This is a genomic window from Paenibacillus sonchi (assembly GCF_016772475.1).
GTDB lineage: Bacteria > Bacillota > Bacilli > Paenibacillales > Paenibacillaceae > Paenibacillus_AQ > Paenibacillus_AQ sonchi.
In genome coordinates this window covers 2,032,829-2,050,431 of the sequence record NZ_CP068595.1, presented here as the reverse complement: position 1 = coordinate 2,050,431, position 17,603 = coordinate 2,032,829, and the positions used below count along the sequence as shown (strand labels likewise).

Annotated in this window: 14 protein-coding genes, 1 tRNA gene, 2 pseudogenes and 1 riboswitch; of the genes and pseudogenes, 2 read left to right on the top strand and 15 right to left on the bottom strand. The window is 52.4% G+C overall.

From position 1 onward, the window contains the following. Nucleotides 1-18: 18 nt before the first annotated feature. Nucleotides 19-1,071, bottom strand: a complete 1,053-nt coding sequence (locus JI735_RS09545) for a sugar-binding transcriptional regulator (RefSeq protein ID WP_020425588.1) — start codon at nucleotides 1,069-1,071, stop codon at nucleotides 19-21. 317 nt (nucleotides 1,072-1,388) lie between these two features. On the opposite strand from JI735_RS09545, the gene JI735_RS09540 reads away from it, so the two are divergent. Both JI735_RS09540 and clpP read left to right on the top strand, forming a co-directional pair. Beyond that, a tRNA-Arg gene (locus JI735_RS09540) sits at nucleotides 1,389-1,463 on the top strand. Between the two features lie 193 nt (nucleotides 1,464-1,656). Then, nucleotides 1,657-2,253 (top strand): ATP-dependent Clp endopeptidase proteolytic subunit ClpP, encoded by a 597-nt coding sequence (gene clpP / locus JI735_RS09535; RefSeq protein WP_020425589.1) that lies wholly within the window; start codon nucleotides 1,657-1,659, stop codon nucleotides 2,251-2,253. 77 nt (nucleotides 2,254-2,330) lie between these two features. On the opposite strand, the gene JI735_RS09530 is transcribed toward clpP, so the two are convergent. The 14 genes and pseudogenes from JI735_RS09530 to JI735_RS09465 all read right to left on the bottom strand — a co-directional run bounded on the left by JI735_RS09530 (nucleotide 2,331) and on the right by JI735_RS09465 (nucleotide 17,584). Continuing rightward, a complete protein-coding gene (locus tag JI735_RS09530; protein WP_039833575.1) occupies nucleotides 2,331-2,969 on the bottom strand; it encodes a GDSL-type esterase/lipase family protein in 639 nt (212 codons plus the stop codon). Nucleotides 2,970-3,100: 131 nt separating this feature from the next. After that, nucleotides 3,101-4,210 carry a PdaC/SigV domain-containing protein gene (locus tag JI735_RS09525; RefSeq protein WP_167330784.1) on the bottom strand — a complete coding sequence of 370 codons (1,110 nt, stop codon included), beginning with the start codon at nucleotides 4,208-4,210 and terminating at the stop codon, nucleotides 3,101-3,103. A gap of 291 nt (nucleotides 4,211-4,501) precedes the next feature. Beyond that, nucleotides 4,502-5,260, bottom strand: a complete 759-nt coding sequence (locus JI735_RS09520) for an SIMPL domain-containing protein (RefSeq protein WP_039833574.1) — start codon at nucleotides 5,258-5,260, stop codon at nucleotides 4,502-4,504. A 164-nt stretch (nucleotides 5,261-5,424) separates the two neighbouring features. Beyond that, nucleotides 5,425-5,694, bottom strand: a complete 270-nt coding sequence (locus JI735_RS09515; protein WP_020425593.1) for an HPr family phosphocarrier protein — start codon at nucleotides 5,692-5,694, stop codon at nucleotides 5,425-5,427. Nucleotides 5,695-5,790: 96 nt separating this feature from the next. Next, nucleotides 5,791-6,720, bottom strand: a complete 930-nt coding sequence (gene whiA, locus JI735_RS09510) for a DNA-binding protein WhiA (RefSeq protein WP_020425594.1) — start codon at nucleotides 6,718-6,720, stop codon at nucleotides 5,791-5,793. Between the two features lie 32 nt (nucleotides 6,721-6,752). Then, nucleotides 6,753-7,687, bottom strand: a pseudogene (locus JI735_RS09505) (gluconeogenesis factor YvcK family protein). Between the two features lie 56 nt (nucleotides 7,688-7,743). Then, the gene (gene rapZ / locus JI735_RS09500; RefSeq protein ID WP_020425596.1) at nucleotides 7,744-8,643 is read right to left on the bottom strand and encodes an RNase adapter RapZ; all 900 of its coding nucleotides are present in this window, start codon (nucleotides 8,641-8,643) and stop codon (nucleotides 7,744-7,746) included. 46 nt (nucleotides 8,644-8,689) lie between these two features. Then, entirely contained in the window at nucleotides 8,690-9,640 is a 951-nt protein-coding gene (locus tag JI735_RS09495; protein WP_025704356.1) for an ROK family glucokinase, read from the bottom strand. A 194-nt stretch (nucleotides 9,641-9,834) separates the two neighbouring features. Beyond that, a pseudogene (locus tag JI735_RS09490) lies at nucleotides 9,835-11,093 on the bottom strand (DUF438 domain-containing protein). 13 nt (nucleotides 11,094-11,106) lie between these two features. Then, nucleotides 11,107-11,334 (bottom strand): DUF1858 domain-containing protein, encoded by a 228-nt coding sequence (locus tag JI735_RS09485; RefSeq protein WP_039833572.1) that lies wholly within the window; start codon nucleotides 11,332-11,334, stop codon nucleotides 11,107-11,109. Between the two features lie 230 nt (nucleotides 11,335-11,564). Next, complete coding sequence (thiC, locus tag JI735_RS09480) at nucleotides 11,565-13,259, bottom strand: phosphomethylpyrimidine synthase ThiC (RefSeq protein ID WP_039833571.1); 1,695 nt, start codon at nucleotides 13,257-13,259, stop codon at nucleotides 11,565-11,567. Nucleotides 13,260-13,476: 217 nt separating this feature from the next. Then, nucleotides 13,477-13,582: riboswitch (TPP riboswitch) on the bottom strand. Between the two features lie 74 nt (nucleotides 13,583-13,656). Further along, a complete protein-coding gene (gene trxB / locus JI735_RS09475; RefSeq protein ID WP_039833569.1) occupies nucleotides 13,657-14,610 on the bottom strand; it encodes a thioredoxin-disulfide reductase in 954 nt (317 codons plus the stop codon). 19 nt (nucleotides 14,611-14,629) lie between these two features. Beyond that, a complete protein-coding gene (locus tag JI735_RS09470; protein ID WP_051051559.1) occupies nucleotides 14,630-16,363 on the bottom strand; it encodes a tetratricopeptide repeat protein in 1,734 nt (577 codons plus the stop codon). 270 nt (nucleotides 16,364-16,633) lie between these two features. Then, nucleotides 16,634-17,584, bottom strand: a complete 951-nt coding sequence (locus JI735_RS09465; protein WP_039833568.1) for a ribose-phosphate diphosphokinase — start codon at nucleotides 17,582-17,584, stop codon at nucleotides 16,634-16,636. Nucleotides 17,585-17,603: the final 19 nt, after the last annotated feature.

The following is a 17,603-nucleotide window of genomic DNA, read 5'->3' as shown; positions in this document are numbered from 1 at the left end:
CCCCCCATATATTGGGAACTATAGGACCGTATGGTTCTGATTATCAATTTCCTTGCCGATTTCGACAGCAGCCGCCTCATCGGTAACGAGGATATCCTCCTGCCCAAAGCGCAGCATCGCATGAATTGCTTTTGCCTTGCGTTTGCCGCCAGCAATACCGATAACCACTTCGGTGCGGATAATATCTTCCAGGCGGAGCCCCATAGTCAGCATGGTATGGACAACCTGACCCTCTTCGTTAAAATAATAGCCGAACGATTCGGCAACCGCTCCTTCTTCCTGGATTTCAGCGATGGTTGCCTCATCCAGCTTACGGCGGCGGGTCATTTCCATGGCATCTCCAATACCATGCACAATAATACGCGATCTGCGGATGATTTGCACGATCTCCCCTATGTTGAAGTCGAGCGCCAATGACTGGTACGCATCTTCACTTAGTAAATCAGGTACATGGAGGAGGCGGTAATTGGCTCCAATCCTCTTGGCCATTGTTGAAGCAATCGTATTGGCCTGAATTTCCATGCTCTCACCCAGCCCTCCACGTGCCGGGACAACCCAGGCATTCTTGTAGGAAAGGGGGATTGGTAGTGTGAGCTGGTCCGCCATTTCAGCGAGTGTCGAACCCCCTGTAACGGCAACAGTATCTTCGGAACGCAGTACGCCGAGCAATGCTTTGGCGCCCGCGCGTCCCAGTTCACGCTTGGTGAACGGCGACGTTTCGCAATCACCGGGTACAACAATAACTTTGTTCAGACCATACGTTGTACGAATTTTCTCCTCCAGATCATCCAGGCCAAACAGGCTCTTGGCGATGGGCTCCAGCAGGTCAAGCAGTCTGCGTCCGGCATCGCTTACGCGCATGCCTACGCTCTCGATCTCAATGAGCCCTTGCGATTTCAGAAGATCCGTCTCGGCGCGCAGTACCCGCTCGGTCATATCAAGCGAAGCGGCCAGCGTTCTGCGCCCAATAATATCGGACAGCATGATCTGATGCAGAATCGTGTAACGTCTCTTAAGGGTTTCCATGAGATCAGGCAGAAGCTGCTTTTGGATTTCTAATAAATTACGCATGCTTTCACTCCTGCAACTTCGTCTTCCTCTTATTCCCTTGTCCATGGTCTTAAAACGTCCCGGGTTAACTTTTTAAGTCCCACCCATATTCTACCCAAATATTACGCGGAGTGCAAGTCTTCCGAGAGTATAATTCTCAACCTCTTTTCATCTTATACATCTGCCGCATGAAGGAAGGTCCTGAAAGCCCTGCAATTTGCATACATAAATCCGCTCCAAAACTAGATACCAAAGGAGGGCCTGAAGAAGATATTTTTGCAACAGCCAGAATTATTCCGTTGCAATTGAGCCATAAATAGATTATAATAATTTTTGTTGCGCCCGTGGTCCAATGGATATGACGTAGGCCTCCGAAGCCTGAGATCCAAGTTCGATTCTTGGCGGGCGCGCCATTAATTTCTTTTTTGTACATAATTTAGCAATGCTCACTTATAGTATTTAACCAAAGAGCCGCTGGTTGGCTCTTTTTTTATTAACTAAGTTTGACTTTCTTTGACTTTTTGTTTGAATTTGTTTATCATGTGGTTATTACGGTAACAGTAACAATGAACACATTCGAAGAACCAATTCAAGGAGGTTTTCCACGTGAGTTATATTCCTATGGTAGTAGAACAGAGCAACCGCGGCGAGCGCGCTTATGACATCTATTCCCGCCTGCTGAAGGACCGCATCATTTTCCTCGGAACGGAGGTTAATGACGTGGTAGCCAATTCCATCATTGCACAAATGCTCTTCCTGGCTGCCGAGGATCCGGATAAGGACATTCACCTGTATGTGAACAGCCCTGGCGGTTCCATTACAGCCGGAATGGCTATATTTGATACAATGCAGTACATCAAACCGGATGTTTCCACGATTTGTGTGGGCATGGCCGCTTCCATGGGAGCCTTCCTGCTGAATGCCGGTGCCAAGGGCAAACGCTTCGCGCTGCCAAACAGTGAAATTATGATTCACCAGCCGCTGGGCGGTGCTCAAGGACAGGCTACGGACATCGAAATCCGCGCCCGCCGTATCCTTAAGCTTCGCGACAAGCTGAACCATATCCTGGCAGAACGTACCGGCCAGCCGCTGGAACGCATCGAGAAGGATACAGACCGCGACTACTTTATGAGTGCTGTTGATGCAGCGGAATATGGTATTGTCGATAAGGTTATCGAAAAGACGCTTCCTTCAGGCGTCTAAAATCCAAGCAAACACAAGAAGAGGCTGCCCGGACCAATGGTCCGGTGCAGCCTCTTCTGTGTTTGCTTAACTGTATGTCATCCCAGCCGCCCGTAACCCAGAGAATCCAGCTTACCGGCGATTACACGGTAACCTCGCCCATTGGGATGCACATGATCCAGGGACAGCAGGCTGCGCTCATTGCCGGCAAACTCATGATAGATGGAGGCAAACCCGCATACACCGCTGCTGTAGCCCGCAGCAAAGGCGTTAAACTGGCGCACCCAGTCTGTCGCTTCCGTTAGCTGAGGATAGGGATTATAAAGCCCTACTATACGGATGATACAGGGCTGTCGGCTGCCGTACTTCAATTGCCGGAGCGAACCCATAATCCCACCGAAATTTCTTTTGCATTCGCGGAGCGCCCTTGCCAGCGCAGGAGACAGATCACCCGGACGAAATGACACAGCTTTGGCTGCCTTGATCAGATCGTTCCCGCCAATCGACAAAGTAATGATCTCTGCATTCCGGATGGACTGGCGGAATATGGGGTCACTGCCCAGACGCTGCTCCAGCGCAGCCGTAGTTAATCCATTGATGCCAAGATTCATAGCGCCTACGGGCTCGCGCAACCGCCCCTCAGCCATTCTGCGGTACACCGGCACAAATCCGTTGCCAGGCAGCGCCCCGAATCCGGTCGTTAAGGAATCGCCAATGGCCGTGTACTGATAGCTCATCTCTTCTTTCCTCCCCGCAATAAGCTGGTTTCTCTTTCAGCTTATGAACAGGAAAGGCATTAGGTAACCGGAAGGTGTCCATACACGGCATCTGCGGAGCGGGCTAATCTGCCCTTTTATCACAAATTGTTCTATTTCAGTCCAGCGAACGGGCTGCTGCCGGACGGCAGCAATTCCTTAAAGGTGAACTCAAACTGAGGGAACCCGGCCGCATATGCAGTGTATTCATAGAGCTGGAAGAAGACGACCATTTTCCCGTCTTTCACATAAAAGTTCTTCTCCGTGTTAAGGCCGTTGAAACCGCCCAGGTAGCCGCCGTCCGCCTTAATCAGCTTGGACAGCTTGGCATTTAGCTCTTTTTTATAGTTAGGGTTGGCCTTCAGCACATCCCCGATCAGCAGACGTTTGCCATCCTTCAGAGAGAAGGTAAACGCATTGCGGTAGGTCATACCATGAGCCCCTCCGTTGTACTCGTAGTGCTGCGTAATAAGGCTTAGGATGCCGTCCTGGTTGTAAGTAATCACGTATCCGCCGTCATATTCATAGGGCCGGTCATCTGAAGGTTTGTTCGCAATTTCTTTTTCCGCTTCGGCTGCAAACTTGGTAAAGGTCTGCTTGATCGTGTCATTGATTGTTTTCTGCGCCGCGGCATTGGCCAGTCCGGACACCTGCGGGTAGTCCAGCTTGACCGGTGCGTCTTTATGGTCCTTGACGATGCTCTCCGTCTTGATGGTGATCGCATTTTGCGGTTTGCTGACCACATTCAGCCGGCCCGAAGCCGCATTCCAATCCCCTTTGTATCCCAGAAAATCGCTGATCAGATCAAATGGAACAAACAAGCGGTTATTGATGTTTTTGCCCTCATACTCATTCAGATAAAAGTTATTGACCGAGATGGAGTTCTCGTATTCAGAGACTGTCAGCTTAACCTTAGCTGTTCCTTTGCCGATCGTATAGGCTTTTTCCGCTTTATCGTAGGTTAAAGGCATGCCGAGGGAATCCCGCAGAAACGTAACCGGAACCCAGACTTTACCCTCACGGACCATACCGGTCTGCGGGGTAATCGTCCCGTTCACCTTCAGCACAACCAGGGATTGACCGGCTTTGGACTGTACCGCCTGTACCGCTGCTGCTGCAGCCTGACCGGCCTCTGCGGGCAACAGCCCTCCACCGAGTAAAACTCCTGCTGCCACAATGCCTGCGCCCCATTTACGGGCCTGCTTCTTCTTCATGTTCTTCATAATAGTATCCCCTTCCGCTGGTATGTTGATAGCCTTGATGTGATTTCCATAATATCGAAGCGACAGCTTGCTTGCTGCCCCCATTCACTCTTCCCATTATAAAGACATTAGAGATGGCGGTTGTTACAAAGCCCCTTACAATATTTTAAGCTTCGCCGGTGATTCCAGGTCTGCTTATTACATTTCTTTAAACAAAATGAGAGATTTCGCAACCATTCGCAGCCAAAAAATAAAAAGAGGCACTGCTCTCCGCTGTGCCCAGCAGAAGAAGCGCCTCTTGACGAGTTTTGTTTATTTCAGCTCATACATTACGCTAAGCTGGGTTGAGACTCTGACTTCCCCGGGTTCAACGTAGGTGCCTCCGGCAGCATCTGCCGATGATTTGGCCATCGCCGCATTCTCCATATAGACGACCGGGTTATTGCCGTCATCGCTCTGTGTGACCGCAATCACCTGTCCCAGGCTCCGTTTGGCTGCTTTGGCAATAACTCCGGCTTTTGCATCCGCATTTGCCATGGCTTTCTCAATCACCTGCGCTTCTAAGGCGGAAGGATTTTCGATTGCAAACTGGGTATTTCCGATGTTGTTCGCTCCTGCCGCGGAAGCCGCATCGAGCAGCTGTCCGACCTTGTTCAGATCACGATAGGTGACCTTCAGCGAATGCTGGGCAATATACCCTTTGATCTGCTGACCCTCTTTTTCATTATAAGTGTAGTTCGGCTGCACGATGAATTGTGTGCTCTGAATGTCCTTGTCTGCAATGCCCCAAGTCGTCTTCAGCAATGCTGAAATCTTACTGATCTTGCCTCCAATGATCTTCTGTGCTTCTTCCGCTGATGCTGCCGTAGCGTTAACCCCAATCGACAGATAAACGACATCCGGCTTGAGCGAGAGTTCACCCTTGCCGATGACACTCACAACATTTCTCTGGACATCCTCGGCGGCGTAAGCCTTTTCAGGACCTTGAATCACTCCACCCAAAGCCATACCTCCAATCATCAAACTTCCTGCCAGCATTACTGCTCCGAGCTTTTTACTCCATGCCTTCATGTTTGCCATCCCCTTTCGTTAATTGAAATTGTTGTTATGTACCCTCTAGACGGAGTGGCTTGCCAAAAGTTGCATAGCGTTAATGGGTTGCGTAAAAAAATTAATTAAAAAAAGCCCCAAAGGGCTTTTTGTCATACCATTTTAAAAGTACGGTCCTGCAACAATTACTGGTTCTCAAGCTCTTCTTTGCTGACAAGACTTGTCAAAGCGGTTACAGCTTGATCCGCATCGGCGCCATCCGCGCTGATAAAAATCTCCGTGCCGGAACTGATCGCCAGGCTCATAATACCCATGATGCTTTTAGCGTTCACTTTTTTATCGTCTTTTTCAACGAATATCTCCGACGAGAATTTGTTAGCTTCCTGCACGAACAATGCTGCCGGCCGAGCGTGAAGACCCGTCTTCAACCGTACAACTACCGGGTGCTTTGTCATGAAACGCTTACCCCCTATTTGAGATCTGCCCAAAAATTTCACATTAATTTTATAATATTATATCATTATAACCTCAACCGCACTAGAAAAAAATATTCAGCCGCCCCGGACCTTATCCGCCAGCTCGTCAATTTTGCGCAGACGGTGGTTTACTCCCGATTTACTTACCGTACCCTTCAGCATTTCGCCGACTTCCTTAAGGTTAATATCCGGGTGTGCCAGTCTGATCTCGGCTACCTCGCGCAGCTTATCCGGCAGGCTTTCCAGTCCCACTTCACGCTGCAGCAGCTTGATGTTCTCGATCTGACGCACCGCCGCGCTGATGGTCTTGTTGAGGTTCGCCGTTTCGCAGTTGACGATCCGGTTGACGGAATTGCGCATATCGCGCATAATCCGCACATCCTCGAACTTGAACAACGCTTGATGGGCACCGATCAGACTCAGGAACTCGATAATCTTCTCGCCTTCCTTGATGTACAGAATGAAGCCTTTTTTACGCTCGATGCAGCGGGCATTCAGATGAAACTCACCCGCCAGCTCCACCAGAGCCTTGCAGTGCTCCTCATACATCGAAGCGATCTCCAGATGGTAGGAAGACCCTTCCGGATTGTTGACCGAACCTCCAGCCATAAATGCCCCGCGCAGATAAGCGCGCTTGCAGCAGTTCTTGCCGATAATCTCCGGATCGATCCCATCGGTGAAGATGAAGCCCTCGGAGACGATCCGCAAGTCCTTAAGGATCTCCTGGACACGGCTTGGAATTCGGACGATATAGACGTTATTCTTCTTCAAACGCATTTTTTTACGCACGAGCAGCTCGATATGGACCTGGTAATATTTCTTAAGTAAAGAATATACCCGCCTTGCAATCGCGGCGTTCTCCGTCGAAATGTCGAGAACTACCTTTTTGCTTGAAAGCTGCACGGAACCGTTCATCCGGATCAGCGCGGACATCTCCGCTTTCTCGCAGCAAGGCTGGCTCTCCACCATCGTCAGCTCTTTTTTGGTAAGGGCCGCAAAAGACAAGGGGCTCACCTCTTTCATGTTCCTAAATGAACTTATCTGGAAGTCCAGTCCTGCACAAGCTGGTAAATATGATGACTGAGCTTATCTGTATCATGCCTCAGATAGGTCTTGAATAATACCAGCTTGTCAGCAATAACCTTATACCCGTTGCCATCCACGATCTCACGGTCAAGCTGTACCGGACGGGCACCCTTTTCCGCATACTTGACCTGCACCTGCTCGGGAATTTCCCCGTCGTTCACGATCACATAATCGAATAAATGCAATCCAACATGGTCATAGACAGCCTGAAGGTGGTCGCTGACGGTATAGTTGTCCGTTTCTCCGGGCTGGGTCATCACGTTGCAGACAAAAATTTTGATCGCATCCGAGGCTACAATGGCCTCCGCCAGCTTAGGTACAAGCAGATTGGGCAGGATGCTCGTATACAGGCTGCCCGGACCGCACAGGATGGCGTCGGCATTGCGGATCGCCTCCAGGGCCTCCGGCAGCGGCTCAACATCCTCCGGCTCCAGGAAGACCCGTTTGATGACACCGCCGGCTTCCGGAATTTTGGACTCGCCGGTGATAATGGAGCCGTCGGCCATCTCGGCATGCAGCACTACGGCTTCACCGGCAGCAGGCAGCACCCGGCCGCGCACGGCGAATAACCGGCTAAGCTCCCGGACTGCAGTAACGAAATCGCCGGAAATATCCGTAAGCGCCGCCAGAATCAGATTCCCCAGGCTGTGCCCGGCTAACCCTTCACCGCTGCTGAAGCGGTATCTCATGATCTGGGCCATAAGCGGTTCTACATCAGCCATTGCTGTCAGTACATTGCGGATATCGCCGGGGGCGGCATTTGCAGTTCACTGCGCAGTATGCCGGAACTTCCCCCGTCATCCGCCACAGTCACTATCGCTGTAATATCAAGCGGCTTTTCCTTCAAACCGCGAAGCATAACAGACAACCCCGTACCCCCACCCATGACGACGATACGCGGACGCTGTCCTTGTTCTTCAGCCACTATTGATCCCTTCTCTCTTAATGCCGATCACGCTCGGAATCCCGGTGGCTGACCGCTACCGCTTCCGTCTCGCTAACCCCCAGCATCTTGCCCAGATATTCGGATATCGCCACAGAGCGGTGTTTGCCGCCTGTGCAGCCAATGCCGATAATAATCTGGGACTTGCCTTCTTTCCGGTATTGCGGAATCAGGAAATGAAGCATATCCAGCAGTTTGGTCAGAAATACCTGTGTTTCCGGCCATTTCATTACATAATCGTATACTTCGCTGTCCTGGCCCGTCTTAGGCCGCAGCTGATCCACATAATGCGGATTAGGCAAAAAGCGGACATCAAACACGAGGTCTGCGTCGATCGGAATCCCGTATTTGAAGCCAAACGAGGTAATGTTGACGGAAAGGGTGCTTTTGCCCAAATGGGAAAAGCGTGAGACGATCCTTTCCTTCAGCTGAACCGGCTTCATGCTGCTGGTATCCAAACACAGGGTAGCTGAATTCTTCAGCTCCTCCAGCATTTGGCGTTCCAGACGGATGCCGTCAAGCGGCATGCCTTTGGGTGCCAGCGGGTGATGCCGCCGGCTCTCCTTATAGCGCTGTACCAGTACGGAATCCGTTGCATCCAGGAACAGAATTTCGAAGCCGATCGTAGACTCATCCTTGATATAGGATAGCGATTCCGACAAAGCTGTGAAAAACTCTCTGCCGCGCAAATCGATAACGAGCGCCACCTTGGCAATTTTCCCTTTCGACTGCTCTATCAGCTCGGCGAACTTGGGAATCAGCACCGGCGGCAAATTATCCACACAGAAGAATCCGAGATCTTCCAGGCTCTGCACAGCAATTGTCTTGCCTGCACCTGACATGCCCGTAATAATAATCAGGGTGGCTCCACCGGGCGGTGATTGTTCCAATTCGGTCATCGAAGCGCCCCCTCCCTATCCATAGTATATGAATAATTCCAGCTGCTTAAGAACGCAGCAAAAGACCTGCGGCACCGATAATACCCGCATCATTTCCCAGCTCGGCAGGCACGATTGTCACACCGGTCTGCAGCGGGGCCGGAGCCAGCTTGGCGAACACGCGGCGGACCTCGTCAAAGAGAATGTCTCCGGCTTTGGAAACACCGCCGCCGATGATAAACACTTCGGGATTCAGCACCGCTGCAACAGCAGCCATGGATTTGCCCAGATAGAAGGCAGCACGGTTCACAATCCGCAGAGCCACTTCGTCTCCGGCCTTAGCCGCATCAAATACCTCTTTGGCTGCGATCTTCTCTACCATGGACAGCGAGGTGCGGTCGCCGCGGCTTACAGCATCATTAGCCATGCGGATAATACCCGTAGCAGAGGAAACCGTTTCCAGGCAGCCCATATTGCCACAGCCGCATTGAATAGCTTCCAGGTCAGGCACAACAGAAATATGCCCAAGCTCGCCGGCAAGTCCTGCAAACCCTTGATACACCTTGCCGTTAATAATAATTCCGCCGCCGACACCGGTGCCCAGCGTGTAGCACACACAGTTCTCCACACCGCGTCCCGCGCCGCTCCAGGCCTCGCCCAGCGCAGCCACATTGGCGTCATTGTCTATTTTGACTGGCTTGTTCAAACGACCTTCCAGAATGGATCGGATCGGCACATCTCTAAAACCTATGTTAGGCGCAAGGATGATAATTCCTTCACGAATATTCGTAAACCCGGCCAGGCCCGCTCCTACACCGGCAAGCTGATCCCAAGAGTACGGGGAGTCCTCCACAATCTGACGCACATACTTTTCGATATTATCGATGACGGCATCGACGCCATCCGCAGTCCCCGTAGGCCCCTCATAGGTATGCAGCAGGTTCCCTTCGGCATTGCAGATTCCAACCTTAATCGTGGTTCCACCTAAGTCAACGCCAACGTAGATACTTTCAGACATGTAACAAGCCACCTTTTTCTATGCTAAAATAGTTAATCCTACGTACCCACTATAATAGAAGGTACCCCTGCGGTCAAGGAAAGGCGGCACACCCGGGCATATAAGGCGGCTGGTATTTTTTTATGCAAAAAGAAACGGCTTGGCCGTCCTCCAAAAGAGGCGGCTTCCGTTTCTCCAGACGTTTGAACTATGCGCTATTCCGACAAAATCCGTTTTTGCCCCTCCAGTGCGCGGATCGGCGCGATATTCTGGGTGAATTCAAGCGTGCCCATGTATTGTCCCGCTTCATCACGGACAGCGAAATAACGGATGTAAATAAATTTATCTTTGATGGCAATCCAGAAATCCTCAGCATCCTTGCGGCCTGCCTTGAAATCGGCCAATAGCTTTTCTACCACGTGCACGCTTTGCGGCGGATGGCAGTTCTGCACGGTGCGTCCAATGACCGCCTTGGTGCGGGCAAAAATACGCTCTTTGCCATGCGAGAAGTAGCGGACTACGTCATTTTCGTCAATAAACGTCAGGTCGACCGGCAAATGGTTCAGCACTGTTTCCAGCTGATGCAGCGACAACAGGCCCGTTTCGAAGCGGATAAAGCCCTGAGGAGCCACTCCCCCTCCTGCGCTGGCGCTGCCGCGCCTTCCGGTTCCGGGGCACGTTCAGGAATCCATTCCTGCTCGGGCGCAGCCAGGCAGAAGCCGATTTCATCGCTTTCGCGGGCGATTTTGACCCATTCATCCTCAGTCAGCTTATCGAGCGCCATCGGCAGCAGGATGTTTTCTTCCTTAAAGATCATTTCATTTACTTCCTGAATAATGTTCGCCAGCAGAGCACCAAGCTCCTCGGCTTCCCCGTTGTAAGAACTGAGCGCGGCTTTGGCCTGCTTAATCATGCTGCGGATACCGTCATCCACTCCCCACATCACCTTGGTGGGACCATAGATGCCGTATTTCTCAAGATAGGGAAACAGCAGATTCTCTTTGCGGCTGTAGTGCTTGTCGAGATCGAGCAGCAGGCTCAGATCCTCCAGCAGCTTGAACCTTATCTCCTCCGTGCCGCTTCTTAGGAATTTATCGGTATGCAGCTGGAGGCGGAAGTTCACAAGACGTTCAATCTCGCGGTTCTCCAGCTTGAAGGTGTGTACGGGATGCCCCGGCTGTTCCTCCGGTTTATTGGACCGGTGAATCTCCTGGATCGACCCTTTGAAAATGGCCGTGTGCACAGAGCACAGGCGCTGCACCTCCTCTACAGGAATCCCCTCTTCCGTCATCAGTGAATGCTCCATAGCCGAAATTTCCGCTACCGTAACATCGCCTACCGCTTCTGCAAAACGCGCCTTGACTTCCTCCACACTTTTTCCGGCATGCAGCTCCTTGATAATTTCCCTAAGCATGGCTTGGCGGCGTGTCTGCTCGGGAACATCCACTTCCCGGTTGTTGATCAGTTCGCTCATAGTACTCTCTCCTCTATTCAATAATCTCGAAGCCATGGCGTTCAAAAGCTTGCCGGACGATTTCGCGATTCATTTTCTTCATTGTGATTCCTTTGGACAGGGTCATGAACCGGCCTGCCGTCTGCAGCATGCCTGGCTTGGTGATATCGCGGAACCCCAGCTCCACCATAATATCTACGACCTCCGGATAACGGCTGACCAGCTCAAATATGGACTCATCCATGTTAAGGCTTTTGCTCATTGCGCTCTCCTCCTGCAGCTTAACCTCGGGCTAATTGATAACCTTTCTCAACATCAGCTTAGCATAGGGCATAGAGCCGGATTGTGATTGCAATCACAAATTCACAAACTTAATTAAGCTGCCAAATGATTGAATTGCCACGTGGATACGGAATGACATGTATATAGAAAAAAGCTGCCCCTCCGCATGTTATAGCGTCGGAAACAGCCTCTCGGAAAGGTTGCTGCAGGTTATAGCATTCTGCTCAGCCTGGACGAATTGCGGATATCGTGCGAGATCCGCATGCTGCAGAATTTGGGGCCGCACATCGAGCAGAAATGCGCTGTTTTGGCGCCTTCCGCCGGAAGCGTCTCATCATGGTACTCCAGCGCGCGTTCCGGGTCCAGCGACAAGTGGAACTGGTCACGCCACCGGAACTCGAACCGCGCCTTGGAGAGTGCGTTGTCCCGATCCTGCGCGCCCGGATGCCCCTTGGCCAAGTCAGCGGCATGTGCAGCGATTTTGTAAGTAATGACACCTTCACGCACATCGTTCTTGTTCGGCAGGCCCAGATGCTCCTTCGGGGTAACGTAGCAGAGCATTGCTGTCCCGAACCAGCCGATCATCGCCGCACCGATTGCCGATGTAATATGGTCATAGCCGGGGGCAATATCCGTGGTCAGCGGGCCGAGTGTGTAAAAAGGCGCTTCCCGGCAAAGCTCCAGCTGCTTATCCATATTCTCCTTGATCTTGTGCATCGGCACATGGCCTGGACCTTCCACCATCACCTGAACGTCATGCTTCCAGGCCAGCGCCGTCAGCTCCCCCAGCGTCTCCAGTTCAGCAAACTGGGCCTCATCATTGGCATCGGCGATGGAGCCCGGGCGGAGTCCGTCTCCCAGGGAAAAGGCGACATCATAGGTTTTCATAATCTCGCAAATCTCCTCAAAATGCGTATATAAAAAGTTCTCCTGGTCATGGGCAAGGCACCAGGCCGCCATAATGGAACCCCCCCGTGAGACAATTCCTGTCATTCTGCCGGCCGTAAGGGGAATATAGCGCTTCAGCACCCCGGCATGAATGGTGAAGTAATCCACGCCTTGCTCCGCCTGTTCAATGAGCGTGTCGCGGTACAGCTCCCAGGTCAAATCCTCAGCGATTCCTTTTACCTTCTCCAGCGCCTGATAGATGGGCACTGTACCGATTGGAACCGGCGAGTTGCGGATAATCCATTCGCGGGTGGCATGGATTTTTGCACCGGTGGAGAGGTCCATAATCGTATCGGCTCCCCAGCGTGTTGCCCACCTCATCTTCTCCACTTCTTCATCGATGGATGAAGATACGGCAGAATTTCCAATGTTCGCATTGATCTTGACCAGGAAATTACGCCCGATGATCATCGGCTCACTCTCGGGATGGTTGAGATTGGAAGGAATAATGGCCCGGCCTGCCGCGACCTCGTCCCTTACAAATTCAGGCCGGGTGTTCTCACGGATGGCGATATACTCCATCTCCGGTGTAATGATCCCCTGCCGCGCATAGTGCAGCTGGGTGACATTGCGGCCCTCACGCGCTCTTAACGGGCGCCGCTTCAAGCCGGCAAAGCCTTCTTCCGGCAACCCGTCCACAGTCCTTCCGTTATCCCTGGGCTGCACGGCTCTCCCGGCGTATTCTTCCGAATCTCCGCGTTCCGCAATCCAGCATAACCGGTGCGGCGGAAGGCCCCTGCGGATATCGGTCTCTTGTCCGTCGTCCGTATAAATCCCGCTGGTATCATAGACACGCAGCGGCGCATTGTCCGAATCTCCCGCCACGCCCTCAGTCCGGCTAAGACAGATTTCACGCATCGGAACCTGAATGTCCGGGCGTGAGCCCTCTACATACACCTTCCGGCTCGCGGGGAATCCTGAAAGATTAACCTCTTCCTTCTTTACTGAATCTGACATTCTTATCTCCTCCTCTATGCCCTATGAGCAATATGCAGATAAGATAATCACGCAGCAAGCAGAAACGGCTGCACCGTCCTTGCATAAGGAGGGTACCGTTTCAGCGAGAATTAATAAGGATAACTTATAGCGCCAAGTCTATAAATTCTTATAATTCAAAAAGCCGCTCCACCTGGAGCGGCTTTATTCAGGAACAGCCAAAGAAGGCTGCGCTAAAAAAGGTCCGACTCCACTTTCCTACGCTGGTATGATCCAGATCAGGTTCAAGGGTCCGGGAATCAGTTATCCCGTCTCAGCCTATTCAGGCTCCCCTAGTGGGTATCTTATCTAAGTAAATACAATTTACATGGATTGGTATTTTGTGTCAACTAAAAATTTTGCTGACTGAGCGCCTCCGTTACTTATCCAGCGTTTCGCTCCAGTCATGCACCATCGAGCCTTCCAGATATTTCTCGGCATCCATGGCAGCCATGCAGCCGGTCCCGGCAGCCGAGATCGCCTGGCGGTAACGGGTATCCTGCACATCGCCGCAAGCAAACACGCCCGGAATGTTAGTTTCTGTTGTACCCGGATTCACAACGATATAGCCGTTAGCATCGGTAGTGATCTGGCCACCCAGGAAGGCCGTGTTCGGTGTATGGCCGATAGCGACAAATACGCCGTCCGCTTCCACAAGCTCTTCAGCCCCCGTCTCATTGTTGCGGACCTTCAGTCCCTTCACCCCGGTATCCCCGATGGCGACTTCAAGCGGCGTACGGTTCAGTGCCCACGCCACCTTGCTGTTCTCCCGTGCGCGGTCCTGCATGATCTTCGAAGCGCGCAGCTCCGAACGGCGGTGGACCAGGGTCACGCTGGAAGCGAACCGCGTCAGGAAGCTCGCTTCCTCCATGGCGGAGTCGCCGCCGCCGACCACTACAATCTTTTTGCCGCGGAAGAAGAACCCGTCGCAAGTAGCGCAGGTGCTGACTCCGCGTCCGACATTATCCTGCTCTCCCGGGATGCCCAGGTATCTCGCCGAAGCCCCGGTCGAAATAATTACGGTCTCTGCTTCCAGCACACCCAAACCATCCACGGTTATCTTAAACGGGCGCTGCGAGAAGTCCACAGCCTCCACCCAGCCATTCTTAAATTGAGCCCCAAAGCGCTCTGCCTGCTTGCGCATGTTATCCATCAGATCCGGACCCAGGATGCCGTCAGGAAAACCAGGGAAGTTCTCTACCTCTGTCGTTGTAGTCAATTGTCCTCCGGGCTGCAGGCCTTCAATAACAAGGGGGCTGAGATTGGCACGTGCCAGGTAAATCGCGGCAGTCAGTCCTGCCGGGCCTGTTCCGATTACAATGGTTTTGTACATGAGTATATCCTCCTTAGGGTCAGATATTTTCTGTAAAAGGCGGCAAAATGTCACCTGCCGCCCCGTCCTGCGGGAACCCGCAGACTTGATGAATACGCCGCGCGTACCGGCTTACCATCGAAACCGAAACGCTGTAGCACTGGGCAGCCTCACGATAGGTAAGCGGATAGCCATGCAGCTTGGCGGTTAAATATTCCAGAGCTGCACACCAGCCTGCAGTATGCCTAAACAAGGGAACATCCGGGTAGAGACGGCTGATGAACTGCTTCCAGAGGAGCTCGGCATCCTTCTTCAGAAGGGCATCATAACGCCGGTCCATCACGGCAGCCGTCTGGTCAATAACCCGCTGCCAGTCCTCTTTCCATTCCGGCAGCCCCTTATACCCTGGCACAGCCGATTCCTGAACGGCATTCTGGATCGCGCTCTCCTCCGGCCTGCCGCCGATCAGCCGCTGCAGGCCGAGAAGCGCACTCTCCTGAAGCGGCTCCTGCTCCCCGACTCCCTTAAGCACCTCGGACAGTTCATCATCCCCGATCCAGCGGAGCGCCTCTGTCACCTGAAGCTTCGTACTTGCATCGCCGTAACGCAGCGCCCAGAAGAACGAAGCGCGCAGCAGCGGATTATTCCGCATCTCTTCCGAGAAGCTGTCCATGTTGTTCTTCCACTGCTTGAGCTGCTCCTGAAATGGCAGCTGATAATTATAGCTTACCGGAGGCAGCGGCCGGCCCTCGGCCTGTGCCAGCTGAAGCTGGGACAGGAAAAACCTTGGTACTGCTGATTCCGGGTCCAGCTTCGCGGCCAGCTGCCAGCAGCGTACCGCCTCACGCTCAAGCCCGCTGTTGCTTGCCGCCGCCGCACAGTAATGGTACAAGCTGGCATCGCCACCGACCTCTTCATCCTTTAACAGGCGGCGGAAGTGCCCGTAGGCCGTTCTGTGCTTGCCCAGAATCCCCATCGTTGTAGCCATTTTGAATACATGCTCCTGATGAAAAGGCACTGTGGCTTCCAGCATGCGCACCAGCCCCGCCAGCTGCTCCCGGTCGCCCGCATACTGCAGGAAAATAGCCATGTTGCACAATGCATGCAGGTTGCCCGGGTCCTGCGCAAGCACTTCGCCAAGGCATTCCTTGGCTTTGGCAAAGCGGCCCATGTAGAAATAGGCAAGAGCCAGATTGTTATGCGCCGCGAGAAAATCGGGGATGTTCTGTACAATTTCTTCAAGCAGCGTGACTGCTTGCGGAAACTTCCCTTCTTCGAGCAGGCTGCGTGCTCTGTCGTGCTCCACTACACCTTCCCGGCTGCGGATCCGGACCAGCGGGGCCGGACGATTCAGCTCATATTGCAGCAGCTCCATCAGTTCTTCGGACTCGGCTATGAACTCTCCGTTCGCATCCTCCTGAAGATAGGTGATCAGACTGCGCTCGGCCTCTTCAAAGCTTTCCATATTTGCATAGTTATTAGCCATATAGAAGTAGCATTCCGTCATAGAGGGGTCAACTTCCTCCAGAACATGGGTCAGGATGTCGTTGGACGCCTCATATTTCCCCATCTCGGATAATATACCCGCCATATTGCAATGATTCACCGGGTTTTCCGGTTCATATTCAACAGCTTTGCGAAAATTCTTCAATGCCTTATCATATTGAAAGCGGTCCAATGACCGTACGGCTCTTTCAAAGAAAAAATTGGCATCCAGAGTAACGGGAATCACGTTGCCATTCTCCACGTCATTCTCTGAAGTTCTCTCAATCATGGAAGCAAGGCACCTCCCTTTGTAAGCTTCCTTATCCTCACGAAAAATAGGAGAGCGGCGGTAAATCTCTGCCTTGGCTCCCATTTAAGTGCCGTCGTTACCATTTATGGTCCCGACTGTCTCCAAACAGTATACCACAGTTGACTGGGGGATTCTCAAGCTCAGAAGGAAGTCTCCAGGAGGTAAAAGCTTGAAAAACCATCCCAACCCACCCGGCAAGATTGATTCACCCGCCCGCTTCTTGTCTTTCCATAAAGAAGACGCAGGAACCTAAATTCCCGCGTCTCTGAACAGCTTGTCAATGGAACCGCCTTCGATAATAATGCGTGTGGCTTCAGCCAGCATAGGCGCTACGGAGAGCACAGTGAAACGGCTGGAATGATCATCCGGCAGCGCAATAGAGTCGGTAACGACAATTTCATCTATATTAGGGTGAACCATACGGCTCAAGGCGTCTCCGGAAAAAAGACCATGGGTGGCACAAACGATGCTGTTCCTGGCTCCCCGCTCCTTCAGGCCTTCCACCACATTCACAATCGTCGTTCCCGTATCAATCAGATCCTCGATAATGATTGGCGTCCGTCCTTCTACATCGCCAATCACATGCGTAATCACCGATTCGTTGTGAGCCGGGCGTTTCTTGATCATAATGGCAAACGGCGAATCCAGACGGCTGGCCAGCTTCTCGGCCATGGAGGCACGGCCCGCATCCGGTGACACAACCACCAGGTCGGACAAGCCCTTCACCTTCAGATATCCGCTAATCAGATCAAGTGCCGTCAAGTGATCCACCGGAATGTTGAAAAAGCCTTGAATCGCCGCCGCATGCAGATCAATCGTAATCACACGGGTGGCTCCTGCGGTCGTAAGCACATCTGCCACCATCTTGGCTGAAATCGGCTCGCGCGGCGCAGATTTCCGCTCCTGCCGGGCATAGCCGTAATAAGGCACGATAATATTAACCGTTCTCGCCGATGCGCGTTTGGCGGCATCGATCATGACCAGCAGCTCTACGAACAGCTCATTTATGGGATGAGCGAGGGATTGCACCAAAAATACGTCACAGTTCCGGATGCTCTCTTCATAATGCACATAAATCTCGCCGCTCTTGAAGCGGGTCAGCTTAATCTGGCCCAACGGGGCACCCAGACGCTCCGCAATATCTGCGGCCAGCTTCGGATTCGACGAACCGGAAAAAATACGCAATTGATGATGATGCATAGTACCCTCCTGGGGATCA

What these genes read in the sequence shown, in the direction of transcription:
- JI735_RS09545 (WP_020425588.1), bottom strand. Translation starts at nt 1,071, where the DNA reads ATGCGTAATTTATTAGAAATCCAAAAGCAGCTTCTGCCTGATCTCATG.
- JI735_RS09530 (WP_039833575.1), bottom strand. Translation starts at nt 2,969, where the DNA reads ATGAGCTATCAGTACACGGCCATTGGCGATTCCTTAACGACCGGATTC.
- JI735_RS09525 (WP_167330784.1), bottom strand. Translation starts at nt 4,210, where the DNA reads ATGAAGAACATGAAGAAGAAGCAGGCCCGTAAATGGGGCGCAGGCATT.
- JI735_RS09520 (WP_039833574.1), bottom strand. Translation starts at nt 5,260, where the DNA reads ATGAAGGCATGGAGTAAAAAGCTCGGAGCAGTAATGCTGGCAGGAAGT.
- JI735_RS09515 (WP_020425593.1), bottom strand. Translation starts at nt 5,694, where the DNA reads ATGACAAAGCACCCGGTAGTTGTACGGTTGAAGACGGGTCTTCACGCT.
- rapZ (WP_020425596.1), bottom strand. Translation starts at nt 8,643, where the DNA reads ATGACCGAATTGGAACAATCACCGCCCGGTGGAGCCACCCTGATTATT.
- JI735_RS09495 (WP_025704356.1), bottom strand. Translation starts at nt 9,640, where the DNA reads ATGTCTGAAAGTATCTACGTTGGCGTTGACTTAGGTGGAACCACGATT.
- JI735_RS09485 (WP_039833572.1), bottom strand. Translation starts at nt 11,334, where the DNA reads ATGAGCAAAAGCCTTAACATGGATGAGTCCATATTTGAGCTGGTCAGC.
- thiC (WP_039833571.1), bottom strand. Translation starts at nt 13,259, where the DNA reads ATGTCAGATTCAGTAAAGAAGGAAGAGGTTAATCTTTCAGGATTCCCC.
- trxB (WP_039833569.1), bottom strand. Translation starts at nt 14,610, where the DNA reads ATGTACAAAACCATTGTAATCGGAACAGGCCCGGCAGGACTGACTGCC.
- JI735_RS09470 (WP_051051559.1), bottom strand. Translation starts at nt 16,363, where the DNA reads ATGATTGAGAGAACTTCAGAGAATGACGTGGAGAATGGCAACGTGATT.
- JI735_RS09465 (WP_039833568.1), bottom strand. Translation starts at nt 17,584, where the DNA reads ATGCATCATCATCAATTGCGTATTTTTTCCGGTTCGTCGAATCCGAAG.